At 59.2% G+C, this 26052-nt stretch carries 21 protein-coding genes and 1 tRNA gene; 13 read left to right on the forward strand and 9 right to left on the reverse strand.

What is annotated here, in order from left to right; all coding sequences use genetic code 11:
* The first annotated feature begins 5 nt into the window (after positions 1-5).
* Entirely contained in the window at positions 6-932 is a 927-nt protein-coding gene (locus LG294_RS04210) for a GNAT family N-acetyltransferase (RefSeq protein WP_404289809.1), read from the forward strand.
* An 82-nt stretch (positions 933-1014) separates the two neighbouring features.
* On the forward strand, positions 1015-2001 hold the full coding sequence (locus LG294_RS04215) for a DMT family transporter (protein ID WP_404289811.1): 987 nt from the start codon (positions 1015-1017) through the stop codon (positions 1999-2001).
* Between the two features lie 369 nt (positions 2002-2370).
* Here LG294_RS04215 and LG294_RS04220 read toward each other — a convergent pair whose 3' ends face one another.
* From LG294_RS04220 to LG294_RS04245, 6 genes are all read right to left on the reverse strand, one after another.
* Positions 2371-3360 carry an ABC transporter substrate-binding protein gene (locus tag LG294_RS04220; protein ID WP_404289813.1) on the reverse strand — a complete coding sequence of 330 codons (990 nt, stop codon included), beginning with the start codon at positions 3358-3360 and terminating at the stop codon, positions 2371-2373.
* Between the two features lie 82 nt (positions 3361-3442).
* Positions 3443-4309: an ABC transporter ATP-binding protein gene (locus LG294_RS04225; RefSeq protein WP_404289815.1), complete on the reverse strand. Its 867-nt coding sequence runs from the start codon at positions 4307-4309 to the stop codon at positions 3443-3445.
* Between the two features lie 17 nt (positions 4310-4326).
* Complete coding sequence (gene fepG / locus LG294_RS04230; protein WP_404289817.1) at positions 4327-5409, reverse strand: iron-enterobactin ABC transporter permease; 1083 nt, start codon at positions 5407-5409, stop codon at positions 4327-4329.
* A complete protein-coding gene (locus LG294_RS04235) occupies positions 5406-6551 on the reverse strand; it encodes an iron chelate uptake ABC transporter family permease subunit (protein WP_404289819.1) in 1146 nt (381 codons plus the stop codon). Before LG294_RS04235 ends, fepG begins: the two co-directional genes overlap by 4 nt.
* A gap of 395 nt (positions 6552-6946) precedes the next feature.
* The gene (locus LG294_RS04240) at positions 6947-8599 is read right to left on the reverse strand and encodes a DUF5671 domain-containing protein (protein WP_404289821.1); all 1653 of its coding nucleotides are present in this window, start codon (positions 8597-8599) and stop codon (positions 6947-6949) included.
* 2 nt (positions 8600-8601) lie between these two features.
* Positions 8602-9072 (reverse strand): hypothetical protein, encoded by a 471-nt coding sequence (locus LG294_RS04245; protein ID WP_404289823.1) that lies wholly within the window; start codon positions 9070-9072, stop codon positions 8602-8604.
* Between the two features lie 102 nt (positions 9073-9174).
* Between LG294_RS04245 and dusB the strand changes: the two genes are divergently transcribed.
* The 4 genes from dusB (at position 9175) to LG294_RS04265 (ending at position 13768) form a co-directional block, all read left to right on the forward strand.
* Positions 9175-10371 carry a tRNA dihydrouridine synthase DusB gene (gene dusB / locus LG294_RS04250; protein ID WP_404289825.1) on the forward strand — a complete coding sequence of 399 codons (1197 nt, stop codon included), beginning with the start codon at positions 9175-9177 and terminating at the stop codon, positions 10369-10371.
* 37 nt (positions 10372-10408) lie between these two features.
* Complete coding sequence (locus LG294_RS04255) at positions 10409-11692, forward strand: deoxyguanosinetriphosphate triphosphohydrolase (RefSeq protein ID WP_404289827.1); 1284 nt, start codon at positions 10409-10411, stop codon at positions 11690-11692.
* Between the two features lie 68 nt (positions 11693-11760).
* Positions 11761-13641, forward strand: a complete 1881-nt coding sequence (dnaG, locus tag LG294_RS04260; protein ID WP_404289829.1) for a DNA primase — start codon at positions 11761-11763, stop codon at positions 13639-13641.
* 54 nt (positions 13642-13695) lie between these two features.
* A tRNA-Asn gene (locus LG294_RS04265) sits at positions 13696-13768 on the forward strand.
* An 80-nt stretch (positions 13769-13848) separates the two neighbouring features.
* On the opposite strand, the gene LG294_RS04270 is transcribed toward LG294_RS04265, so the two are convergent.
* Together LG294_RS04270 and LG294_RS04275 are read right to left on the reverse strand one after the other, a co-directional pair.
* Positions 13849-14721, reverse strand: coding sequence for a hypothetical protein (locus tag LG294_RS04270; RefSeq protein ID WP_404289831.1), 873 nt, complete (start codon positions 14719-14721; stop codon positions 13849-13851).
* A gap of 315 nt (positions 14722-15036) precedes the next feature.
* Positions 15037-16269, reverse strand: a complete 1233-nt coding sequence (locus LG294_RS04275; RefSeq protein ID WP_404289833.1) for an ROK family protein — start codon at positions 16267-16269, stop codon at positions 15037-15039.
* Positions 16270-16755: 486 nt separating this feature from the next.
* On the opposite strand from LG294_RS04275, the gene xylA reads away from it, so the two are divergent.
* Positions 16756-17943 carry a xylose isomerase gene (gene xylA / locus LG294_RS04280; protein ID WP_404289835.1) on the forward strand — a complete coding sequence of 396 codons (1188 nt, stop codon included), beginning with the start codon at positions 16756-16758 and terminating at the stop codon, positions 17941-17943.
* Positions 17944-18044: 101 nt separating this feature from the next.
* A complete protein-coding gene (gene xylB, locus LG294_RS04285; RefSeq protein WP_404289837.1) occupies positions 18045-19436 on the forward strand; it encodes a xylulokinase in 1392 nt (463 codons plus the stop codon).
* A 98-nt stretch (positions 19437-19534) separates the two neighbouring features.
* Here the strand turns inward: xylB and LG294_RS04290 are convergent, their stop codons facing one another.
* Entirely contained in the window at positions 19535-20107 is a 573-nt protein-coding gene (locus tag LG294_RS04290) for an NADPH-dependent F420 reductase (RefSeq protein WP_404289838.1), read from the reverse strand.
* A 304-nt stretch (positions 20108-20411) separates the two neighbouring features.
* Here LG294_RS04290 and LG294_RS04295 point away from each other — a divergent pair, with 304 nt between their 5' ends.
* The 5 genes from LG294_RS04295 to LG294_RS04315 all read left to right on the forward strand — a co-directional run bounded on the left by LG294_RS04295 (position 20412) and on the right by LG294_RS04315 (position 26026).
* A complete protein-coding gene (locus LG294_RS04295) occupies positions 20412-21221 on the forward strand; it encodes a DUF4190 domain-containing protein (RefSeq protein ID WP_404289840.1) in 810 nt (269 codons plus the stop codon).
* A gap of 254 nt (positions 21222-21475) precedes the next feature.
* Positions 21476-21667 (forward strand): hypothetical protein, encoded by a 192-nt coding sequence (locus tag LG294_RS04300; RefSeq protein ID WP_404289842.1) that lies wholly within the window; start codon positions 21476-21478, stop codon positions 21665-21667.
* Complete coding sequence (locus LG294_RS04305; protein WP_404289844.1) at positions 21660-23186, forward strand: ATP-binding protein; 1527 nt, start codon at positions 21660-21662, stop codon at positions 23184-23186. The genes LG294_RS04300 and LG294_RS04305 overlap by 8 nt, the downstream gene beginning before the upstream one ends.
* Complete coding sequence (locus tag LG294_RS04310) at positions 23183-24742, forward strand: SLC13 family permease (protein ID WP_404289846.1); 1560 nt, start codon at positions 23183-23185, stop codon at positions 24740-24742. Before LG294_RS04305 ends, LG294_RS04310 begins: the two co-directional genes overlap by 4 nt.
* A 57-nt stretch (positions 24743-24799) precedes the next feature.
* Positions 24800-26026 carry a glycerate kinase gene (locus tag LG294_RS04315; RefSeq protein WP_404289848.1) on the forward strand — a complete coding sequence of 409 codons (1227 nt, stop codon included), beginning with the start codon at positions 24800-24802 and terminating at the stop codon, positions 26024-26026.
* Positions 26027-26052 lie beyond the last annotated feature (26 nt).

Raw genomic sequence — 26052 nt, forward strand, 5'->3', positions numbered from 1 at the left:
AGCGCATGAGCGATCTAGCATTCCGAGCCTGGCGATCCGGTGACGACCTCGAATTGCTGCAGATCTTCGGGGATCCGCTCTCTCCGCAGGCCTACCAGGACCGCACCATGTTGCGGGAGGACAGTGATGCACCGTTCTCCCGCACCTTGGTCGCGACCAGCGAATCGGTAGCTATCGGCGCCGGCGTCATTTTCGCCTCTTCGCTGCACCCGCAGCGGTTGTGGCTTTACGTGGAGGTGGCACCGACCCACCGCCGCCAAGGCGTTGGAACCGAACTGGTGGCGCGGCTGCGCGCACTGATTCCAGCCGGGGAAACCACCGACCTGAAAGTGCGCTACACCGTGACCGCCGGTGACCCGGCGCTGTCAGCCATTGGTTTCTGTGCGGCATTGGGGTTGGGGGAGATCCAGGTTTCGCGTGACGTCATCCTGGAACCCGGTGCGCTTGCCGAACCGGACTTCGAGAGCAATGACCGGGTTATTGAGGATATCTCTACCGGCAGTGTTGAACTGACCAAGCTTGTCATGGACTTCTACAACGCCACCCACCAGTGGGATCCGGCGCAGATGACCGTGGGCTCGGCGCAGAAGATGCTGCTCGATGAGAACACCGGTGCCCAGGGTGCCATAGTGTTGCGTGATAAGCCGCGTAGCGAAGGTGGAAAAATTCTCGCCTTTGCGATCAGCTACATCCCAGCCCGCGAGGAATCACCCACCGATGTCTTGGTGGGGTCCAACCCGGCGTTCAGCGATGATCAAGTGGCCGAATCGGTCCGCGACCTGGTCGCCATGCTGGTTTACCAACACCCGGTGAAGCTGGAAGTCGATGCGTCGATGTTCGTGCTTTCCTCGTTAGTGGATGCGCTGGCAACCGTTGAGCAGGCGACTGTCATCTCAACGACACACATTCTGGCCAGCGATCACGCCAACTAAATAGTGCCTAAGCGGGACCCTGCAGGGTCCCGCTTTGCTCTCCGAGCAAAGCAATTGCCTAGTACCTGAGAAAGAACCACGCGTGAATAAATCGGTTAGCACGACTTTGCGTCCCGGCCTGAAGCTGGTCTACCTGCTAATCGCTGTGGCCACCGGCCTGCTCATGCCAATTCAGAGCCGCGTCAACGGTGCATTGGGGGTTCAGCTGGGTGATGCAGTTGCCGCGGCACTTGTCAGTTTTCTGGTGGGATTGGTCGCCCTGGTCATCATCCACCTTTTGCTTCCCGGCGCCCGCCGAGCGGCTCGCTCGGTACCCCGTGTCATCCGTGAACGCCAATTCCCGTGGTGGTATCTGGCCGCCGGTGCGGTGGGTGGTTCCGTGGTGGTCAGCCAATCGGCTGCGGTCCCGGTGGTCGGTGTGGCGCTGTTTACCGTGAGCCTGGTGACCGGCCAGACCGTCGGCTCGATGATAGTGGACCGGATCGGCTTCGGTCCTGCCGGGCCGAGGAAGATCAGCGCGTTGCGTTTGGCCGGGGCGGTGCTCACCGTCATTGGAGTGATCTGGGCAGTGAGCCCGCGCATTAGCACGGATATCGAGCTGACCACGCTGTTGTTGCCAATGATCTTCTCACTGGTGGTAGGCGTGCTCATGGGATTCCAATCGGCCTCCAACGGAGTGCAAGCCCACGCGTATGGCACGCCGATGACCGCTACGCTGATGAACTTCGTCGTTGGTACCTTGATGCTCGCGGCGATCTTATTGGTGCGACTGCCTTCTATTTCCCCGCTGGGGGAGCTGCCCAATCAGTGGTGGATGTACGTGGGCGGGCTGCTTGGATGCGTCTTTATCGGAGTTTCCGCATTCATGGTCAAGCACCTAGGGGTGCTATTCACTGGCTTGTGCATGATCTGCGGCCAGCTGCTCGGCTCGCTGCTGATGGATCTGCTGGTGCCTACCGAGGGTTCGCAGATTAGCTTTGCGACGGTGGCCGGCACCGTGCTGACCCTGCTTGCGGTAGCGCTCGCTTCGGTCAGCGGCACCGGAAAACTTACCCGCAAGCGCAACTAAGCAGTTTCGGTTATCAAAGGCCAACTGGCTTTTGGGGGCAGCTGAAAGCGCTCGTGGTGCGTTATGCTCCGCAGCACTCAGCCGGCTGGCCAATGCGAGGCACCGGCAATCTGCTTAGTAACGCTCGTTCATTGCTCCAGCGGCTCAGTGTGGCTATGCGCTCATAGTGCCATTAGCGGCAGCTTCTTCTTCGTAGTCGGAGGAAGCGGGATCTCACACCTAACGCGGTTGAGCCTTTGTCCTGAGATTGACCGAGCATGCAGCAGCTTTCGAGCGCAACGCAAAAATCCGGCTCCCGTGTGCGTTAGAAACGCACGGAAACCGGATCTTCTACTTGCCGGTGTCCGAGATCTCCGAGCTACTCAGGTGTTAGGCACCGACCATGTTGGCATCTTGGAGAACCTCAATGAGCTGATCGAACCACTGTACGTAGCTGGCGTAGGTGTAGGGGCGTTTGTCATCCCACTCCACGACTTGATCGGCTTGCACTGCTGGCAGCGAGGAGAACACCGGATGATCTTGGACTTGTGATGCCGTCCCCGAGTAGCTGAGCACCACGTCTGCGGGGTAATCGCCGACCTTTTCCCAACTCAGCGAGGCCCACGCAGTTTCATCGGTCGGACCGGTAATTTCGAATCCCAGGTCTTCGAGCAAGGCGAGCTGGCCGATAGTTTTCTGACCGACGTAGAGGTCATCATAACCGTTGAGCGCGATGATCTTCAGCCCGGGTTTGTTGGCAGCGATGCCCTTCAGCGTCTCGAGACGATCGGTGAAATCGGTTTTGTCTTGCACCGCTGATTCGGAGTCCGTATCACCGCCGAGTGCCTTGGCTAAGTCGGCGTAGTCTTCAATGACGTCTTGAACCGAGCGTCCACCTGATCTAATCGGTAAGTACGACGCGGTGGCGGTAGCTTCACCTTGAACTTTCTCATCCCACCAGGTCCAGCCAGTGCCTTCGGCGTTGCCATAGCCGACAATGACGTCGGGGTCCAAGGAGAGCAGCTTCTCCAAGTTGAACTCCGCGTCCTTGCCGATGATGGTCATCTGGCTGACATCCGCATTGCCTACCGAAAGTCCGCCTTCTTCGGTAAGCCCGTAACCAAAGACGCCAGTAGGGCGAACACCATAATCCCAAAGTGCAGCCGCGGAGTATGAATCCACGACGATCGATTCTGGCGCTTGTTCCAGAGTAGTTGTCTTCTTATAGAACGAGTCGGTAAATGTCCATGAGCTCTGCGGCGCTTCTGGCGAAGCGTCAGTGCTTGCATCCTCAACGTTCTGTGCTCCGCAGCTGGTGAGCGCAAAGATTGAGGCGGCACTGAGTATTGTCAGAAGCGTACGTCGGGTAGGTGCAATCATGTTCGAGTCATCTTTCATTTAGGTGCGGCGCGTCCGGATAAGGCCGGCCAAAAAATTATTCTGGTCGTGTCGAATAGGAAAGTTAGGCCCAGCTCTCCACGTCGCCCACTGGAATGACCAGTGGCGTCCGGGAAACCGGGTCGTCGATGATTCGGCAGCGAAGTCCAAAGACCTCTTGAATCAGCTCTTCGGTGACGATCTCGGACGGCGCACCCGTAGCTACAATGGCTCCGTCCTTCATGGCAATCAGATGATTGGCATAGCGGCAGGCATGATTAAGGTCGTGGAGCACCGCGACCACAGTGTGCCCGTTGCCGCGGTTGAGCTGGCGGCAGAGTTCCATGATTTCTATCTGGTGCGAAATGTCGAGGTAGGTGGTTGGTTCATCCAGAAGCAGCAGCGGAGTCTGCTGTGCAAGCACCATCGCGACCCAAATGCGTTGCCTTTGGCCTCCGGAGAGCTCATCAACTAATCTGCGCGAAAGGTTGGCGGTATTGGTTGCTCGCAGGGCTTCGAGCACCGCGCTCTCGTCTGCTGCAGACCATTGCGCCAGTAGCTTCTGATGCGGGTAGCGACCGCGAGCAACCAGATCTGCGACGGTTATGCCATCTGGGGCAATCGAGGTTTGGGGGAGCAGCCCCAAACGTTTGGCGACTTCTTTGGCAGGAAGCTTATGGATCGGTTTACCATCCAAAACAACTTGTCCCGTCATGGGTTTCAGCAGCCGCGACAGCGCGCGCAGCAAGGTTGATTTGCCGCAGGCATTTGGCCCGATAATGACGGTAAATGATCCGTCGGGGATGACAACGTTCAGCTCCTGAGAGATGGTGCGCTGTTCATAGCCCAGGGTAAGATCCTGGCCGCTTAATCGAGAGGTAGAGACCTCCCTGAGACGCTCAGGTTTTTTGGCGATCTGGTGATCACTGACCGACGGTTGGCTTGTACCCATGTGCAGCTTATTTCCCCTCAATTTCTTTTAGCCTCGCGGAGCAAGAGCCAGATCAGATAAATGCCGCCTACGCTGACCGTGACCACACCGACAGGTAGTGCAGTATCCGGAACAAGGCGCTGAGCAATCAAATCGCTGAGCAGCAAGAACACTGCACCCAGGATCGCCGATGAACCCATTCGGACTCCCGCACTTCGAGTTAGACGGCGGGCCACCTGTGGCGCGGCGAGGGCAATGAACGAAATGGGCCCGGCCGCGGCCGTGGCAAGTGCGGTGAATCCGACACCGACCACCATCAGCAGGAGCCTGGAAGGTTCAACTCGAATGCCTAACGCACTGGCAGCATCGTCTCCCATCTCCAGCATGTGCATCCTCGGGGCCAGCAGGGCGGCGGCGATGAAAAATACGGTGACTGCGAGGAGCGCAGGTTTTGCGTGCTCCCACCCCATGGCGTTGAGCGAACCAGCGCCCCACACGGCCGCGGACATCGCTTCTTCAAGCCCGGCACGTAAGATCAGCCAAGTGTTTAGGGACGCGAGAATGGCACTAAACGCAATCCCGACGATGATCAACCGAAAACCTTGTGATCCTCGGCGGTAGGCCAAGATGTATACCAACGCAGCTGTTACCATACCTCCAACTAGCGCCCCTGCTGCGATCTGAAAATAACCTCCGCCAGCAAGGAAAATTACAATCAAGGCACCGGTGTATGCTCCCGTGTTGAACCCGATAATGTCCGGGCTTCCCAGAGGATTCCGAGTCAATGACTGGAAAATCGCGCCACTGATACCCAAAGCTGCGCCAAGCGCCAGGGCCATGATTACCCGCGGCATTCGCCAGGAGAGCACCACTAGCTCGCTTGAGCTATTGCCGTTGCCGAACAGTGCATGCAGAAGTTCGTTGGCCGAAAAAGTGATTTCACCTGTTGCTAAGGCCCAGAGCGATAGAACGAGTCCGAAGGAAACAAAGACCGTGCACACAATGATGGAACGTCGCTGCAAGCGGAGGGAGAAGCGGCCGCTAGGCGAGGAGATCACCGTGTGACCCGGTCCAAAATCCACGCGTTGAACAGGCGCAATAGTGTTGTCAGTAGTGGTCATAATCCGCTGACCTGCTTTCGGCGTACTAGCCAGATCAGCACCGGAGCTCCCACAAATGCAGTCACGATGCCGACCTGCAACTCACCAGGCGGTACGACTACGCGTCCGATGACGTCTGAGACAAGAAGCAGCACCGGCCCTAATGCCAAGCTGTAGAGAACGATCCAGCGCTGATCCGCTCCGACTATCCACCGGGCAACGTGCGGAACCATCAGCCCAACGAACCCGATTGGGCCGGCAGCTGCGGTGGCGGCGCCGCACAATAATGTCACCGCAACAATTACCGCAACGCGTGTGCGCGTGACGTTGCTTCCCAATGCTCGGGCCATATCCTCGCCCAGCGACACCGCATTGAGCGAGCGTGTGCAGAAAAATGCAAGACACAATCCAGTCATAACAAAAGGCAGGATCACCCAGACCATATCTAGGGTTCGGTTGTTCAAAGTACCAGCACCCCAATACCGCATCCGGTCGAATGCATCCGGGTTTAACAACGTGATGCCGCTCGAGATCCCGCCGAGCATGGCCCCCAAGGCGACTCCCGAAAGCGTCAGCTTGATCGGTGTAGCACCGGACCGTCCACGAGAACCAATGAGATACACCAGCAGAGTGGTGATGATTGCTCCACCGAATGCGAACCATATGTAGTCGGCTATCGAGACGATGCCGAATACGGCAACTGCAATGACAACCGCAAATGCGGCCCCCGCGTTGACACCAAGGATTCCAGGGTCAGCGAGTGGGTTGCGGGTCAATGCCTGGATCAACGCCCCTCCAACGGCTAGCGCCAGTCCAGCCATGAGGCCAACCAGCGTACGAGGTACACGCAGTTCGTTGAGTATCACCAAATTTTCCTGGGTGCCCAGGCCACCTAAACCCCGGAATACATCGACGGTTGGAATCCACTTGGCGCCAACAGCGAGTGAGAGGACCACCGAAATGCATAGCGCTGCGAGGGCCAGAGCGAATCCAAAAGCACGGGTCACGTTAGTAGTGGCTAAGCCGGCACGGGTTCCATTCGAATTCGCTTCGGGGTCACCAATGCCAGGCTGAAACTCGGTGGCCTCGTCGCGCGCTGTAGTAGTTCCGGTCTCCGGGGTCACAACATTGGACTCGGTGGATATCTGCGTCGGAGATCGCATGAGGCCTTCTTGAGTTAGGTTATGCTCACCTATTTGATGGCACAAAAAGACACAGTATCATCTTCTTATTCAGTCATCGCGCAACATTACGTCGGTGACCCGGCGGACAATGAATTGAAAAACTAGTCCACGGCTAGGAAGTATGGGCCAGTAGCGTGATATTCGGGTGAGGTCTTTGAATATTGGCAACCCTTACTTTTTCTGCTGAAGAAGTTTCCTCAAACGTCTAACAAAGCGTGCTACACGCCCTGTGCATGGAATCCTCATTCGAGACTTTGGCCCGGCCAGGTGCTTAGAAGTAAAAAACGCCACCGCGCCCTGAATGGGACGCGATGGCGGGAAGAAGTGGTTATTAAACGAGGGTGAGGATTTTCCTATTCGGGTCGCTTCTGGACTCAGGCCAACGAGACGAATTGCGCTTTGCCGGAAGAATCAACATTTACCAATAGCCCAGAGGCTTCAGCGCTGATCCGGGTGGAGACTTCAGCGAGCAATTCATGCAGGTCTTCCTGCGCAGGTGCAGTGCCGGCAGAGGGCACCCAGTGGAGCTGAACGTGCTTCAATTGCCGCAGGCCTTCGAGCAGATAATCCGAGCCGTGCGGCGCAACTATCATCAAGCTGCGCGGTGGCGCTGCGGCTGCCGGCGGATCATCCGAGGTCTCAGTGGCCAGAAGTTGGCGGTCCGAACGCCACAAGAAGTAGTGATAAGTCGCTACCACAACTGTGGCGACTAGCCAGCCGAAAGGTGCTCGAATCATGTCCAAGAGGCTTCCCGACCCGGTGGTTACCAGCAGGAATTCGAAGATTCGGTAACCAACGACAAGCAGGGAGACCAGCGCAACCAGGGCGCTGCACCCGAAGAACATAACAAGATAGACGCGCCGGGATGCCGGTTTGGCCGGTGCCAAGGGGCGGAAGAAAAGCACCCACGCTAGTGCGCCGACGACGAGAAGCCCGATTCCTGCGCGGAGCACGGGCACCGAGCTATCCCCGGAGAATGGAACCGACAGGGCGGCCAGTAGCGCGTTGATGACCATACCCAAGCCGCTGGCACCGATAGCAAGAGCTACGCCGCTAACGATCTGTCGAGAAACCTCTGATGCCCAGATTCCGCGTGTGGTCAATTTAGCCTGATGGTAGATCCACACCAGTAAACCGACCAGCAGTCCGGCGATTAGCAGCGGGCTGTCGGTAGTGAAGTCCTCGGCCCAGATGCCAGAGCTTATGGGTATTGGGACCAGCATTGAGAGCAGTCCCGCCGCGCAGAGTAGCGAGATCAAAGCGGGCACTGAAATGCCGATAATGACGTAGATGAAATCGGTAAAATCATCAACCATGCTGCGCACGTGCTCCACAGTCCAATGCCACCACCAAATGATGACCGCACCAATCGCCCAGATGGCAGCCGTCAACAGTTGAGGAAGATCGGTGGACGCTCCAAGCAATGTTTCCTGCGGTGAAATGAGTTCGCTAACTGCGCGCTGGACCAAGAGAATGGCCGAAATGCCGCCCAAGACCAGTGCGTAGGCCGAACCTAATGCGGGAGCGAGCGAGGGGAGCTCAGTGGGTGCGTACTTCGGACTTTTGATCAGTCGGTATTGCCATACGAAAACTAGGCCCCAACCCAAACCGGCGCCAAGCAAAGACTGCCAGCCGGTGGCGTGACTGGGGTGGATCAGCTCGGCGAATAGCCGTAGGAAGGATGTTGAGAACATTGCCAGAGCGACCACATAAACCGCTGCGGCCTGCAATGACCATATGGCTGAGTCAACCGCGCTGGCCTGTACGACGTTTTTCCGGACCGTGCGCCACAGCAACCATGTAAGCGGGCCAGCGATCAACGTGAAGGACATTCCCACGGCAAGTTCGGTGGACCCGCTGTAGGCCGGAACGAATCCCCGCAAGAGCATGGAGAACAAGATTGAGAGTCCGGAGCCGAGGATCATCAGCAAGATGAACAACAAGCCGTGCAGGATTAACTGGCGCAGGCTGGTAACCGTTTGCCCGGCAACCGCTTGGTTGGGCCGCCGTGAGGTGGAGTTGCTCATGATTAGAACCCCAACATTTCTTCGTCGGTGCACATGTTGATCTGCCACGGGGCAACCACAATCTTCCAATCCGAACCGACTTTGGTCAGCTGGAAGGTATCTTGATACGCGGACATCCCGAAGAACGAATCGTACGCAGCGCTGCTGTCGTCGTTGAAGTTCACGTGGACCTCGGCGCTGTTGTTGGTGACCACGGTCTTGATCAGGCTCAACGCGGGGTCACGCAGCTCTGTTGACAGGGGGTCGCAGAGCTGTTTTGCCTCGGCGTTATGAACGAATTTCTTCGCGGTATCAATGTCTGCGTCAGCGACTGCCATGACGTAGCGCTGGACGACTCCCTCTGGAGTGTTCTCGGCAAGCAAAGGGGCTGCGGGGCGCAGGGCAACGGAAATCAGAGCGGCTATAACCAAGCCCACACAGAGCGCAGCGAGTGCTATCAAAGACAGCCGTACGCGCGAATAATTACTTGTCATCCTATAATTCTGCCTGTTAGATAAAAAATAATCCAGCTGAGCATGGTTGCGATTTGATATAGATCTCACCCAAGATTTGCTCACGTTTGAGATAATGGTTGTGTGACGATCCTTTCTGCTACCCAAACCACCGAGTCGGCCGACGCCCCGACCCTTGAGCTTCCCCCGCTAAAGCTGGGCAAGCACACCATCGAGACCCCAGTGATCCTGGCGCCGATGGCCGGCATAACCAACCGGGCGTTCCGTCGACTGTGCCGCGAATACGGTGGCGGCGTGTACGTGACCGAGATGGTCACCGCCCGCGCTCTGGTAGAACGAAACGCCGAATCGATGCGCATCATCTCGCATGACGCGGACGAGGACCTGCGCTCCATCCAGATTTACGGGGTGGACCCCAATACCGTGCGCGCTGCGGTACGCATGGTCATTGACGAAGACCGTGCGGACCACATCGACCTGAACTTCGGTTGCCCGGTCCCGAAGGTCACCCGCAAGGGCGGCGGCGCCGCGCTGCCGTGGAAGACAGATCTTTTCACCTCCATCATCGAAGCGGCCACCTCCGAAGCAGCCAAGGGCGAGGTGCCGCTGACCATCAAGATGCGCAAGGGAATCGACGAAGATCACCTGACCTACATCGAGTCGGCCAAAATCGCTCGAGACCATGGTGCCGCCGCGGTCACCTTGCACGGCCGCACCTCCCGCCAGTACTACGCGGGCAAGGCCGACTGGGAAGCCATCGCCACCTTGCGCGAAGCGCTGCCGGATATTCCGGTTCTGGGCAACGGAGACATCTTTAGCGCCGAAGATGCCATCGAGATGGTCGAGCAGACCGGAGTCGACGGCATTGTGGTGGGTCGTGGCTGCCAGGGGCGGCCGTGGCTTTTCGGCGATCTGCAGGCCGCCTTCGAGGGACGGTCCCAGCGTTTCCGCCCCGGGGTGCGCGAAGTGGCGGACACCGTGTACCGCCACGGCGAGCTGCTGGCCGAGTACTTCGAGGACGAGGGCAAGGGCATGCGTGATATCCGCAAGCACATCGCCTGGTACTTCAAGGGCTATCCGGTGGGCGGAGATATCCGTGCCCAGCTGGCCCAGGTGCCTTCATTGGAGCGCCTGCGCGAACTGCTCAACGAACTCGACTTGGATTTGGGCTACCCGGGCCCGGCCGCCGAGGGAACCCGAGGCCGTGCCGGAACGCCGAAGAAGACTCACCTGCCAGATGGCTGGCTGAACTCGCGTGAGATGTCCGATGAGCATCGGGTCATGATCAAGGCGGCCGAGTTGGACATCTCGGGTGGATAAGTGAACGAGTGACCCAAAAAGTCACTAGACTCTTCATATGACCGAGATCAACGGATATACCGAAGCTGATCAGGAACGTTGGGTGCCCGAACCGGCTAAGAAGTCGTATCGCACCGCGTTCGCACGTGATCGCGCCCGGGTTTTGCACTCCTCGGCGCTGCGCCGGCTAGGTGCCAAAACCCAGGTGGTCTCACCCACCCTGAACGATTTCGTGCGCACCAGGCTGACCCACTCCTTGGAAGTGGCGCAGGTGGGACGCGAGCTCGGGGCCGCTTTGGGTTGCGATCCCGATATCGTCGATACCGCCTGCTTGGCCCATGATCTGGGACATCCTCCCTTTGGGCATAACGGCGAAAAAGCGTTGAACAAACTGGCCAAAGACATTGGTGGTTTTGAAGGCAACGCGCAGACCTTGCGCTTGCTGACCCGGTTGGAAACAAAAACATTTCGTCATAACGGGCACTCTGCGGGATTGAACCTTTCGCGCGCAGCGTTGGATGCTTCGTGTAAGTACCCGTGGCTCCGCGAAGAAGCGCCGCAGCGTAACGGAAAGCAGACCAAAAAATTTGGTGTGTACACCGATGACCAGCCGGTCTTCGACTGGTTGCGCAGCGGCCCGGATGCGGTGCCAAACCAGGTGTGCATGGAAGGCCAAGTAATGGATTTGGCCGATGACATCTCCTACTCGGTCCATGACGTGGAAGATGCGATCGTCGGCGGGCGCTTTCAGCTGCGCTGGTTACTGGAATCTTCCGAGCGCGATCGTGCACTGCAAGTGACCAAGGATTGGTATCTGCCCACCACGAATGAGGCGGATATCAAGGCGGCCCTAGCTCGACTGGAAGCTTCGGCCGAATGGGTTTCGCACGCCGATGGTTCGCGCCGTGCGCGGGCGGCGCTGAAAGACATGACCAGTCAATTCATTGGCCGGTTCTGCCAGGCGGCCTTGGATGCCACACGCGATGAGTACGGGCAGGGAAATCTCACCCGGTATAACGCGCAACTGATCGTCCCGGAAGAAACCGAACATGAGATCGCGGTGATGAAGGGCATCGCCGCGAACTTCGTGATGACCAATGAGGAACGCCAGCCGTTGTATCTGGGGCAGCGGGAGATCCTGAGCGATCTGGTGGAGCTGCTATCGGATAATGAGGACAAGTACCTCGAACCGATTTTCGCCGCAGATTACAGGGACGCCGCGAACGCGAAGGGCAGATTGCGCGTGATCATCGACCAGGTGGCCTCGCTGACCGACGCCTCCGCGCTGGAATGGCATGCGTCTCTGGTCAAAGGCGAAAGTTTCGAACCAAAGCTTTTCTAGGCTGAGCTTCATGCACAGCCCGCGACGCGGTCGGCCCAGTTCGACCGCAACTTCTTAGAATGGGAAACATGGCAGGGCTGATCAAACGAGAAGACATCGACGAGGTGCGTAACCGCATCGACCTCCGCGAGGTCGTCGAATCCTATGTCACGCTCAAATCCGCGGGTGTGGGCTCCTATAAGGGCCTGTGCCCGTTCCACGACGAACGCAGTCCTTCCTTCCACATCCGTCCCCAATTGGGAACCTTCCACTGCTTTGGCTGCGGAGAGTCCGGGGACGTGATCGCATTCATTCAAAAGATGGATCACTCCTCGTTCACCGAAACCGTTGAGTCATTGGCGGCTCGAATCAACTACGAGCTGCATTATGAGGATGGCGGAACCGGACCACGCCGGGAAGAATACGGCAAGCGCCAGCGATTAGTCGACGCGCACAAGGTGGCCGAAGAATTCTTCCGCACCCAACTAGCTAGCGACGAGGCGCAAATTGCTCGTGAATTCTTGAACGGGCGCGGCTTCGAACCACAGGCGGCTGCCGACTTCGCCGTGGGCTATGCGCCCAAGGGGTGGGACGCGTTGCTCAAGCACCTGCGTTCCAAAGGTTTCGTCGATGAGGAGCTCAAGCTCACCGGCATGTTCTCCGAAGGCAACCGCGGGATCTATGACCGTTTCCGTGGCCGGCTGGTCTGGCCTATCCGTGATCTGTCCGGAGCCACCATTGGCTTCGGTGCGCGCAAGCTCTACGAGGATGATCAGGGACCTAAATACCTGAACACCCCGGAAACTCAGCTGTATAAGAAATCTCAGGTTCTCTATGGGCTGGACTTGGCTAAGAAACAAATTTCTAAGACCAGGCAGATCGTAGTCGTCGAGGGGTACACCGACGTGATGGCCTGCCACCTGGCGGGGATCACCACGGCCGTGGCAACCTGTGGCACAGCTTTCGGTACCGATCACATCAAGATCGCTAGGCGACTGTTGCAAGATGACGGCACAGGTGGTGAAGTGATCTTCACCTTTGACGGCGACGCCGCCGGTCAGAAGGCCGCATTGCGAGCCTTCGAAGAAGATCAACGTTTTATCGCTCAAACCTATGTGTGTGTTGAACCGACAGGAGCGGATCCCTGTGATCTGCGATTGCATCGTGGGGACGAAGCGGTGCGTGAACTGATCGAGCTGAAACGTCCGTTGTTCGAGTTCGCGATCCGTGCGGAGCTGAAGAAGTTCAATTTGGATACCGTGGAGGGCCGCGTGCAAGCCCTGCGGCAGACCGCACCGATTCTCGCGCAGATTCGTGACTCGTCGATCCGTCCGGCCTACGCGCGTGAACTTGCAGGCTGGTTGGGCATGAACAACGAGGATGTGAACCGTTCGGTTGCCGCTTCGATCAAGCGCGCCCGGCTACCAAAGAACACTCCGAACACCGCCGGGAACGCTCCGGGTGCGGCAGAGGCGCAAGAACAGCCAGGTAGCGCCTTCGAGCGACCAGACAAGCGCGATCCGGTAATGCGATTGGAGCGTCAAGCGCTGGAAGTTGTCATACAACAGCCTCACCGGCTCAGCGAAGAGCAGTGGCAGGCTTTTTACGAGGCTCGCTTTATGGCACCAGCGCACGCTGCAGTCCATGACGGGGTTGTGTCTGCCAGCGCGGTAGGTGCTTCGGCATCTTCGTGGGTTGAAGTGATTCGAGACGAGGTTCCCGAACAGTTGCGTTCTTTCGTCTCCGAGCTTGCAGTTACCAGCATTCCGGCCTCGGATGAGCACAACTTGTCGCTCTATTGTTCAGACATCGTCAATGGGCTGATTGAGCTTCAAATCACACATCGCAAAGCGGAGCTTATCGGCCGGCTGCAGCGGGCCGAAATGGAGCCCGAAGGTGAGGAATACACCCAGATCAACCGCGAACTTATGGAACTTGAGATGCGTCGACGGATCCTTCGCGGCACCTAAGTCGCCAGTTTTGGTTTTTGGTTGAGCGTCGGGTAAAGTTATATCTCGTTGCATTCCTCCATAGCTCAATTGGCAGAGCATTCGACTGTTAATCGAAGGGTTACTGGTTCAAGTCCAGTTGGAGGAGCTTTATAAGGCCCCGGTTCTCATTTTGAGAACCGGGGCCTTTCCTTTTCCTGTCTTGCTGTCCGAGTATTTGAGGCCTATTTACTGGCTGGGTTGCTGCGGAAATTCACGTGGGGTGCGCGGTGCGAGCGCCGGGTAGTTCCACAATCTTCGTGATTCCAGATACCAGAAATAGGTGAAGAGGCCGATCTCGTACCATTCGACGATAAATAGCGCCTGGGATATGCCCATGACGGTCAGCACGAGCCACCCGACGATGCCCAAGGCCATAAGCACTAACAAGACAGCGTAGTGAGTCGAACGTCCACCGCTGGTGTCTGTGTCGCAGAGGTCTTCTCGCCCTAAGTGGCTGGCGATGGCGACTCCCATGCTGATAATCAGCAGGAGCGCAGCGGCGTAATGCACACCGGCAAAGTCGGTGCCTTCGATGCTGCGCCACAAAAGCAAGCCGATAAATGCGATGAGCAGCACCGTACTTGCGATAGTCAGCATTTTGCTGAGCTTGCTGATGTGCAACGAGCGCGGCGACCACTTGGTAGTTTTCCATTCAAGCCAGACAAAAACCGCAGAAACTACGAGTACCGCGACCACCGATATTTGCACGGAACGGATGAGCTGTATTTGGGCGTGGGTGTCAAGCATGGAAAGTGTCTGGCCAAGCCGAGTGGGAACCAATGCAACAAATATGGCGTAGAACCCGGCGAGGTTCAGTGCGTAGTCCTCCAGAGCTGCACCTTTGTAAACAACGAGCATGACTCCGGTGGCGACAAGCATTGCGACGAAAAGGTCCCGGCTGGGTCCCAAATAGTAGGAGCTTATCGAGTCTTCAACTTTTCCGTTCAAGATCCCGTAAATTACGATCGCTACAACGAGTAATAGTGGAAGGACCAGCAGAGCCAGCCTGACGTAGCGCAGGGTATCGCGGCCATTATGGATCTCATCGCTGGTGCTCATACTTGAATTCTGCAACAGCAATACTCGCTGGCTAGGAATTGATTTCATCTCAGCGTGTCGGTGAGTGTTGAGTTTCTGCGCTGAAGATTCCAACCGCAATCAGTCCAGTGGTACCAGGGAGACGGAATCCAATAATTCTGTCTACCGGATCTTTAGCGGAGAATACCCGCGCGCATATCGAATCGCTGGTTTTCGAGGATTGTCTCAACGGCGCAGTTGCAATTAATTGGCTGGGCGCACTGCAAGTGCGCCATTTGTCGACAGCTGGCCGCAGCATTTTTTGAGCCGCGACTACTAGGGCTGGCTGGCAAACCGTTAGGGAGCCTGCATTGCGGTGCGGTACCCGGCAGGGTCCGAAAGTAGTTGGGCAAATGCTAATTCGGCTGCGCCAATGAGCAATAGATCCGAACCCAGGACGGCCTTTTTGATTTTGACCTCGCGGCCAAGCCCGGCAATAGGGCCGCTGGCGACCGCATCGGTTAACCGTTTGGGGCGCATCGCGTAGATCGTCCCTAAGAATCCGCCGAGGACGATCATTTCCGGATTGAAGATATTAACGAAATTGGTGAGTGCCACGGCGAGCAGGTCAATCTGTCGATTGATTTCGTTGCCAAGCTGCGCGCACTCATTACCGGAAATTGCCTGCTCGAGAGAGTCCAGATCAGCGCTGTCGAACTCTAGAATTTCCAAGAGTCTCTCAACCCGCACCTCGGCGTCGAGGCAACCTCGTCGTCCGCAATGGCAAAGAGCGCCGTCGGTATTCACCAAAGTATGTCCAAGCTCTCCGGCAAAGCCCGAGGCGCCACGGAGCGGGGTGCCATCGGTGAGAATGCCGCCGCCAATGCCGCTTGCACTTCCATTGAGATAGAGCACGTTGGCGTAGCCGTGTGCTGCACCGTGAATACTTTCTGCAACCGAGCCTAAAGTTGCATCGTTGCCCACCCGTACGGGCAGACCGAGCGCTGGTCCCAGCAATGATGATAATGATTCGTTCGCCCATTCTAGATGAGGGGCTAACAGGATCTTTCCGTCGCTGGCTTGCACAAGAGCCGGCACCGCTACGCCTGCGGCCACGATGTGGTCCAGCGCTTCAATATCCGCGCGCGTGCCGTCAAGAATTGCCTTGCTGATGTTGACCGTCTCCGCTGGAGTCGGTTTCGTGGCGGCCTCGTAACGAATTCTGCGATGGACCTTGCCGCCGAGTCCCACGATCCCGACATGCACTGCGTCGATGTCCGGGTTGATGGCGACGGCGGCGACCTTTTCGTTGGGATGTACAAGAGGGCTGGGTCGACCTGCCCTGCCGGCTGCCTGCGGTTCGCTTTCAAAGACCAGGTCCAGTTCGCCCAGCTCGGCGACTAGTGCGCCGACAGTGGAACGATTGAAGCCGGTGCGCTCGGTAATCTGAGCGCGGGACAGCGTGCCTTCGCGGTGCAGCAAAGTGAGAACGACAGACAGATTATTTCGCCGCATAGTTTCAGGGCTCTGCACCGACTTGGACGCACGGTGTTGGGGGATCCGCGCGTCTTCATGCGGTGAGACCGTCATCTAATTTCCTTCAATTCTTCATTCGTACGCTGACTCTGGCCGACTCAAAGATGAATGAGAGTGACCAGCGGACGATCGCCACAAATTCAACTAGTTGGCAAACGTAAGGGAGCAAGCGTACTTGTGGGGTCCTTTTGCCAGTCATTGGAACATCTTCAAGCAATTGCCATTTTATCAACCGCTTCACTGCTCCCGGAGATCGGGCCTTCGCTGGTTATGTACCCGTCGCGGAGCTTGGAACTTGTACGGCAGGGGAGCGGCTGGCAGACGTAGCACGTCAGAGAGAACAGTAGTCTGGATCGCCTTAAGTTGTAATCGTCAACTTACATGATTCGGTGTGTTGCGGCAAATTATTTTGACCGTGATTCTCAAACTGGAGAGGAGATCTGGAAGTTATTTCGTTTCCTGAGGCGGTGAGAAACCCCTTGACTCTGAAGCTCAACATGCAATAAGTTGTTGATATCCACAAATCCTTCAGGAGAACTCATGACTTTGCAACCAACGCCAGCAGACCGTTTCACCTTTGGCCTATGGACGGTGGGATGGACCGGGAACGATCCGTTTGGCATGCCAACCCGCCAGGCGCTCGACCCGGTCGAAGCGGTCAATCGACTCAGCGAGCTTGGCGCTTACGGCATAACCTTCCACGACAATGACCTGATCCCGTTTGATGCAACGGCAGCAGAACGCGAGAGTATCCTCAAGGGTTTCCGCGGCGCCTTGGAAACGACCGGTTTGAAGGTGCCAATGGTCACCACCAACCTGTTTAGCCATCCAGTCTTCAAAGATGGTGGCTTTACCTCCAACGATCGCTCCATTCGCCGCTATGCCTTGCGCAAGGTGTTGGCAAACATTGACCTCGCTGCCGAGATGGGTGCCGAAACCTTCGTCATGTGGGGCGGCCGCGAAGGCAGCGAATACGACGGATCTAAGGATCTGGCTTCTTCGCTTGATCGCATGAAGGAAGGCGTCGACACCGTTGCCGCCTACATCAAGGAAAAGAACTACGGGCTTCGCCTTGCGCTGGAACCAAAGCCAAACGAGCCGCGCGGAGACATCTTCCTGCCAACCGTAGGCCACGCGCTCGCCTTCATTGCCGAGCTTGAACACGGCGACATCGTAGGCGTAAACCCAGAGACCGGCCACGAACAGATGGCAGGACTGAACTTCACCCACGGAATTGCCCAGGCGCTTTGGGCAGACAAGCTGTTCCACATTGACCTCAACGGACAGCGCGGCATCAAGTACGACCAGGACCTCGTCTTCGGACACGGAGATCTCACCAGTGCATTCTTCACGGTCGACCTGCTTGAAAACGGTTTCCCGAACGGCGGGCCAACCTACAATGGTCCACGGCACTTCGACTACAAGCCATCGCGAACCGACGGCTACGACGGTGTCTGGGACTCCGCCAAGGCGAATATGTCCATGTACTTGTTGCTCAAGGAACGAGCTACCGCATTCCGTGCTAACCCAGAGGTGCAGGAAGCGCTGAAGACAGCGGGTGTCTTCGAGCTGGGCGAAAGTACCCTGGCCGCCGGCGAAACCACCGCGGATCTGCTGGCGGATACGTCGGCATTCGAAGACTTTGACGCAGAGTCTGCCGCTGAGCGATCCTTCGGATTCATCCGCCTGAACCAGCTGGCCTTGGAACACTTGATGGGCGCACGCTAAGCCTTAGGTATTCACGAGAAAAGTTTGACCGCGTCCCCGGTTCTGTTGCCAGATCCGGGGACGCGGCGCTGTTATTCATCCCAAGCCCGAAAGTTACCTAAATGCAGCTGGTTGCCGGAGTGGATAGCTCCACCCAATCTTGTAAGGTCGTCATTCGCGACGCCAGTTCCGGAGCCCTGATTCGACAGGGCTCCGCGCGCCATCCATCGGGCACCGAGATCGATCCAGAACACTGGTGGACGGCGCTGCAACAAGCCATCGCCGAGGCTGGCGGCTTGGAGGATGTCTCGGCTATTTCGGTGGCTGGCCAGCAACACGGCATGGTCTGCCTCGACGCGGACGGTGCGGTAATTCGTCCAGCCTTGTTGTGGAATGACACGCGCTCCGCGGGAGCAGCTCGACAGCTCGTCGAAGAGTTCGGCGCTGAGTATTGGGCGCGCACTATTGGAACAATCCCGGTGGCCTCGCTGACCGCCACCAAGCTGTTGTGGCTGGCTACGGAAGAACCAGCGAACGCTGCGCGGTCCGCTGCCGTATGCCTACCCCATGACTGGCTCACCTGGCGTCTGGCGGGATTTGGTCCAGGCAGTGGCGCCAAGGGCCTAGCCGCGTTGCGCACCGACCGCTCGGACGCCTCGGGAACCGGGTACTGGTCACCGAGCACCGGTGAGTACTTGCCTGAGGTGCTCGAACGCACCTTGGGACATGTGCCGATACTGCCCAAGGTCTTGGGCCCTTTGGAAACCGGACAGCTGACATCGGCTGGAATGGTGATCGGCCCGGGCTGCGGTGATAACGCCGGGGCGGGATTGGGGGTGAATGCCACACTGGGCACAGTAGTGATCTCAGTTGGCACCTCCGGGACGGTCTTCACCGTCGCTGAAAAGTCCACAGCGGACCGTACCGGTCTCGTAGCAGGGTTCGCGGATGCCACCGGAAATTACTTGCCACTGGCCTGCACCCTTAACGCTTCGCGGGTGTTGGATGCAACGGCCCAGCTACTGCAGGTAGATCTTCCGAAGCTTTCGGCGCTGGCATTGGCGGCACCCGCCGGCGCCGGAGGCTTAAGCCTCATCCCTTATTTCGAGGGGGAGCGAACCCCTAACCTTCCCGACGCTACGGGCTCACTGCACGGGATAACCTTGGAGAACTTCACCTCGGAGAATCTGGCCCGAGCCGCCTTTGAAGGAATTATTTGTTCATTGGCCGATGGGCTGAGGGCACTCACCGATCTGGGTGTCTTGGCCGAACGAATCGTGCTGGTAGGAGGTGCGGCGCGTTCTGCGGCCTTGCAGCAAATAGCCGCCAATATCCTCGGACTTCCGGTCAGCGTTCCAGAACCGGAGGAATATGTGGCAAACGGCGCAGCCCGACAAGCGGCCGGGGTCTTGCGCGGGGCAATGCCACAGTGGCAATTGAGCGAGAAGCCCGCCATGGCGAGTGACTCAGATGCCCCAGTGCTCCGGCGCTATCGACAGGCGACAGCCTGCTAACGGTTGTTAAAAGAGCTGCCCTTCGAACTCGTGGCTAGCACGGGTCCGAAGGGCAAAAGTATTTCTTTGGGAGCTCGGTCTGAGCCTCCGGCCTGGGCTTAGTTGATTCCGAAACCGCCGGTCCAGGAGATCTTTTCGCCCGCTGCCAAGGAAATCTGCATGAAGCCGATTCCTTCCAACTCGCGAGCGCGCTTGAGGGCTCCGGCGTCGATAGTGCGCAGGCCCCCGGCGGCGATGATGCCCGCCAGCTCGGTCTTGGCTTCGCTGTCGTCGCCTGCGATCAATACGGTGGTCACGGTCTCGCCGACGGTGCCCGAAGCGAGGGTGGCTGCGAAAGTGGTGTTGAATGCCTTCAGTACGCGGGAGCTGGGGAGGGCCGCGGCGATTTCTGCGGTAGCCGAGCTGTCTGCCGGAACTGTCAAAGAATCGAAGGTCTCGAAGTTCAGTGGGTTGGTGATGTCCACAACGATCTTGCCGGCCAGCTGCTCGCCTCGCTCAGCGATGATGCCTGCGATCGCAGGGTAGGGGACAGCGAGGATGACGATGTCGCCATTTACCTGAGTTTTGCTGTCGTCGCTACCCAGGAGCTGGACGGTGCTGCCACCCTTGCTGACAACGCCCGCAATTGCCTGGCCCATATTGCCGTTACCGAGAATGCTGATGTTTGCCATTGTCTTACTCCTTTGGATATTTACTTGAACCTTCAACTAAATTATGCGCCCGAAGGCGTGGTGATGTCAAGGGTTGTTCGCAAAACGGTCCGCTGTTCGCTGTTGGGTATTCTGAAATTAGCTGGTGGTTTGGGCGTGAGCGTGGCCCGCTGGGCATGAATTGAATCGCGAGGCTAAAGTGTCGGTGCGTTCTCGTAGTGTCGTTGATGGATCAACCAAGATCCAATCCGGATCACGACCATGGGGTATGAGCCGGGTTCACTTAGGCGCTGGCTAAGCGCCGTCATCACTTGAGGAATTATTCATGACTGCTGGAACTCCACTGGAACCTGCGCCGAACTCGCAGGTCCCACCCGCACAGACCAACGCCGGCAAGGGCCTGGGAATCGCCGCATTGGTTATCGCCATCGTTGCCCTGACAATCTGCTGGGTCCCGATTGTGAACAACTTCGCCGCAGTTCTGGGTTTTGTAGCCCTGATCCTCGGCATCATTTCGCTGGCGATCGCCTCGAAGCGTCGCGGTAGCAAGGGAATGGGCATCGCCGCTAGCGTGATCGCCATCGTCGCCATCGTGCTGGTCTTCGTCACCCAAGCTGCCTACGCCAAGGCGCTGGACGGCGTTTCGGCCGCCATCGATGACGCCGCGGACGGAGAGGTAGCGGCTCCAGAGAAGGTCATCGAGCAGGCCTCTGATGAATCTCAGGTACTCAAACTTGGAGAGGCGGCAACTATCGGTGAATACTCCGTCAACGTCAGCGCAGTGAACCTCGAGGCAGACAACATTATTGCGAAGGCCAACACGTTCAACGAAAAGGCCGAGGGTCAGTATGTCCTCGTCGATCTCTCCGTGGTGTACAACGGCGAGGAAGAAGGCGACGCGTGGATTGATCTGTCTCCCGAGCTGCTGGGCTCGGATTCTCGCATCTACAGCACCACCAGCTCCATGGCCATCGCTCCAAAGCCGGCCACCGACGTTCCAACGCTGACCAAGGGCGGCAAGGGAGCTTATCAGGTGGTCTTCGATGTTCCGGCAGATGCTCTCACCGACGCGAAGATCCGCGTCACCGAAACCCTGTCCTTTGATGACGAAGCGGGTCTGTGGGCGACTAAGTAGTCGAGCCATAACGAGGAGCACCCGCTCTTCTGCGCGGGCCGCGCGGCATAAAAACGTGCCGCGCGGCCCGCGCATTCGGCGTCTCAAGGCCGTTGAAGCCGCAAGGTCAGTTTCGATGAATTCACCGTCATCCAGGCGCTGATTGGATGCCTGCAGGGTACTTTCAAGTCCTCTCATATTCTTCTCATCGACGAATCATAAAGCTCTCACCAGTACTTAATTTGTGTCTCACAAGGGTTTTCTAATGTAGAAGCATGATCCGTCGCATACTTCTCATCCTTGTTGTCCTGGCCGTTCCTGCCGGGCTGGCAAGCGCCAGCCAAGCGCTGGCCGATACCGCCAGCCCGCCGCCACCGCACCATCAGCCGATTGTGGTTCAGCTGGATGTGCAACCGCAGGCTACGGTGCCCAGCGCAAAGCCGGAACGTGGTGGCAAGGATGACTAAGCACGCTGAACGCCAGGGGTCCACGGTCTCGGCCCGCCTGCGGATTGTCGGCTGGATCGTCCTTACTACGGCGCTGGCCTTGCTCGCGGTGACGGTCACCATGCGCTCAATCATGTCCGGGCAGGTAGCCGACGCAGCTAATGTGGGCATCACCCAGGAGATCGAGGAATTCCGGACCTTCGCCGCCGAAGGCCTGGATCCACAGACCGCGCGTCCCTTTGCCTCGATGGACGAACTACTCGAACGTTATCTCGCCCGGCAGCAGCCGATGGCGGGAGAAGCTATTGTCGGCCAAGCCAACGGACAGGTGTTCAGCGCGCACGGCGTATTGGACCAGACCGGTGCCATGCTGGTCGCGGATACGCAGCTGCTGACCCAGATCCTCGATGATTCGCGGACCTCTGCCGTGTATGAAACCGGCTACGGCACCGTGCGCTGGGCCAAGACCGTAGCGGAGGAAGCCGCTGCCTCGGAGCAGCCGGGGTCGACGCAACGAGCGCAGCTGGTCGTCGCACAGTTCACCGCCGGCGCGCAGGAAGAAGCCAACCGGCAGGCGGTGCTCCTGTTCGGCGTGGCCGCCGGCGGGCTGGCGCTGACCGCGGGGATCGCCTGGCTTGTGGCAGGGCAGATCATGCGCCCGATCCGCACCGTACGCGAAACCACCGCATCCATTACGGCGCAGGATCTATCTGCCCGCATTCCGGTGGCAGGACGCGACGATCTAGCGCAGCTGGCCCAGACGATCAACGCAATGCTCGACCGCGTCGAGGCCTCCCACCTGGCCCAACGGCACTTCATCGCCGAAGCCCGCGAGCATCTGAACGAACCGCAGCGTCGGCTTGCCGCAACGCTGCACGAATTGGTGCGCGAAGACCTGCCCGCGGCGCAACGAGCCAACATCGCTTGCGGAGCGCAGGAACTCATCGCCCAGATGGGCCAAACGCTCGCCGATCTCGACGTGCTTGCGCACAGCGGCAATCCGGATTTCGCCAGGCCGCGGCTGGTGGCCGTTGGCGAGGTCACGGCGGATATCGCCGCCGAGGCCGCACAATCGGATACCTACCTCCAACGGCATTTCCGCATCGAGCAGTCCGCTCGCGCCGACGCCTGGCTGGACCCGGAGCGCATCACCGACGCCTTGCGCCAGCTGATCCAGAACGCCGTCGCGCACACCGACCACGGCGACACCATCAGACTTGGTTCCTCCGTCGACGAACAATCCATCAGCTTCTGGGTGGCCAATGACGGCCCGGGCATGGCATCCGAGAAGGCGCGCGCCTTGCTCGAAACCTATCGCAGTGCCGGAACCGGCGGCGAACGGGAACATGGCATGGGACTCGGCCTGGCCGTGGTCAAGGCCGTAGCCCAGGCCCATCGGGGAACCGCATGGGTCGAATCCGGCCAAGGCGCCGGAGCCCGTTTCGGCCTTTCCATTCCACGCACGGCTTTGGCCCCGGAAGCAGGCGCCGAGGACGAATTCGCCGAGCGCATGGCGAGCACTTTGGGAGCCGAATCATGAGCACGGGACTACGCACTACGACTACCGGATTCCGCCACAGCACCGATGCGCCACGGCCGGCGGCCGCCGCCGGATCTGCACAACGCGCACGGCGGCAGCACTGGAACCGCCGGCGAACTATTGGGCTGCTGGCCGCAATGCTGCTCTCCGCCTTCCTCACCTGGTGCGGCTTCGGGGCCTTTGGCTCCGCGGCGGGAACTGCCACCGCGCTGCCGTCCCAAGGCGCACTGACCTTGGCGGTCTTCGCCGTCGCGATCTGGCTATGGGTCTTCTCCCCGGTCGGGGACACCTATGTCGCTCTCGGAGCGTCCTTGGTGCTGGTGCTCATGGGCGTGCTGCCCGAGGACGTGCTCTTCGCCTCGCTGGGTGAGGACACCATCTGGCTGCTGCTGGCCGCGTTCGTGATTGCCGCCGGAATCACCGCCACTGGTTTGGCCACCCGCGCTGCTGCATGGATCGTCGTCGGAGCCCGCAACCCGCGGCAGCTGATGCACCTGACCACCGGGGCACTGGTCGCTACCGCTTTCGCGGTGCCTTCCACCTCGGGACGGGCGGCGCTTGCAATTCCCGTCTTCATTGCCTTGGCCAAGGTGCTCGCCGCTCGTCCACGGGTTGTGCTGGCCCTGTCGCTGCTCTTCCCCTCGGTCATCCTGCTTTCTGCGGTCGCCTCGTACTTGGGCGCCGGGGCGCATCTGATCACCAGCCAGATCCTCGCCACCTCCGGCTATGAGGGTTTCTCGTTCGCCGGCTGGCTGCTCTACGGGCTGCCGCTGGCCTTCGTCTCCTCGCATCTATGCGCGGAACTGGTGCTGTGGCTCTTCACCCGCGGCTCGGACCGCAGCCAAGGGCTGGAAGTGAGCATTGAACAGCTCCAGGAGCATTCCCCGGTTCCGCTGACAGGACCGCTGAGCGTCGGGCAATCACGAGCCGCATTGCTGGTGTCCGCGGTGGTGGTGCTCTGGTGCACCGAACCATTGCACAACTTGCACCCGGCCATCGTGGCCCTGCTCGGCTCCTTGCTCGTGGCCAGTCCGGGCTTCGGCTCGGTGGGTCTGGCCAAGGCGCTGAAGGCGGTGCCGTGGTCGATGCTGATATTCATGGCCGCCACGCTGACCTTGGGGACCGCGCTGGCCAGCACCGGTGCCGCTAACTGGCTTGCACGCAGCGTACTCGGACCGGTCCACGGGCTGGGAGCTGCCGCCCCGTGGGTGTTCACCATCGTGGTGGTCGTCATGTCCGCCGCGGCACACCTGGTGATTCAGTCCCGTTCGGCACGCTCGGCGGTGCTGATTCCGCTGGTCGTCTCGCTGGCCCCGGGCGTGGGGGTGAACGCGGTGGCTATCGCTTTCGCATCCACCGCCGCCGCAGGCTTCTGCCACACGCTCACCAGCAGCGCTAAGCCCGTCAACTTGTTCTCCGATATCGAAGGCGTGGACAGCTACAAGCCAGCGGACCTACTGCGCCTCAGCGCGGTGCTGGGACCGGTCATGGTCGCCCTGATCCTAGTCTTCGCCTTCTGGATCTGGCCGGCCATGGGCCTGCCGCTGTTCACCTGAGATCGCTGACCCATCAAACATTCCGTAAGCTCAACCTCATCAAAAGGACACATCATCATGGTTAATGCATTGCCACAACGCATCCTGGTCGCTCCCTCTGGATTCAAGGAATCCCTTGACGCCTCGGCCGTCGCCGCCGCAATTGGCGCTGGCGTGCGCCGCGCCCTGCCCGGGGCCGTGGTCAAGACCGTCCCGATCGCCGATGGCGGCGAAGGAACCGCAGAAACACTTGCCCATGCCACCGGTGGCCATCTTGTACCAGCGGTCGTCACCGGACCGGTAGGGCAGAAGGTCGGCTCCCATTACGCGATGCTCGGTGGCGAGGCCACCGGCACCGCCGTCGTGGAAATGGCCGCAGCAGCCGGATTGCGCCTCGTTCCCCGGGACCAGCGCGATCCGGGAACCACCACCAGCTACGGAGTAGGCGAACTGATTGGCGCGGCGATCGACGCCGGTGCGACGAAGGTGCTTGTCGGATGCGGCGATTCCGGAACCTCCGATGGCGGTATGGGGGCGCTGCAGGCGCTCGGAGCCCGGATTCTCGACGGCAAGGGGCGGGAGATCACCGCCGGAGGAAACCACCTCGGACGGATCGACCGGCTTGATTTGTCCGGTCTGCACCCGGCGCTGGCCGCCGGTACCGTGCAAATCACGCTTGCCCTGAATCAGCACAATGTACTGACCGGACCGCGCGGGGTAGCCCGAGTCTTCGGCCCGCAAAAGGGCGCGACTGCCCAGCAAGTCGAAGCGATGTCCACTGGTTTTGAGCGCTGGGCCGCGGTGCTGCGCCGTGATGCGCTTGCCTCGGCGCGTGACACCGACTTCGCCACCGCTCCGGGCACCGGCGCCTCGGGCGGGTTGGGCGCCGGACTCGCTGCGGTGGGTGCGGTGCTGCTGCCGAGGTTCGAAGCGATCCTCGACTCCGGACTGGCCGGGATCGACCTCGACTCGATGCTGCGCGGAGCGGATCTGGTGATCACCGCCGAGGGTGCTATCGATTTCCAGACGCCCAAGGGCAAGGTCCCGGCGGAGGTCGCACGCCGTGCGTCCCTGCAAGGAGTGCCGGTGGTGGCGCTCGCCGGAACGCTGGGGCGCGGCTGCCGCGACGTCCACGATATCGGCATCGACGCGATTGCCTCGATTGTGCCGATCCCGATGACCCTGCAGGAAGCGGTGGATGACGGGGAACGGCTGCTCATCGAAGCTGCAGAACGCTTCATGCGCACCATCATCCTCGGCGCTTCGATGGCTGCCAGCAAGCTAAGCCCGCACGAGGCCTGGTAAGCGAGCTCCGGCGAATTTTTATGAGG

The sequence above is a fragment of the Glutamicibacter arilaitensis genome (assembly GCF_044793945.1).
Taxonomy (GTDB): domain Bacteria; phylum Actinomycetota; class Actinomycetes; order Actinomycetales; family Micrococcaceae; genus Glutamicibacter; species Glutamicibacter arilaitensis_B.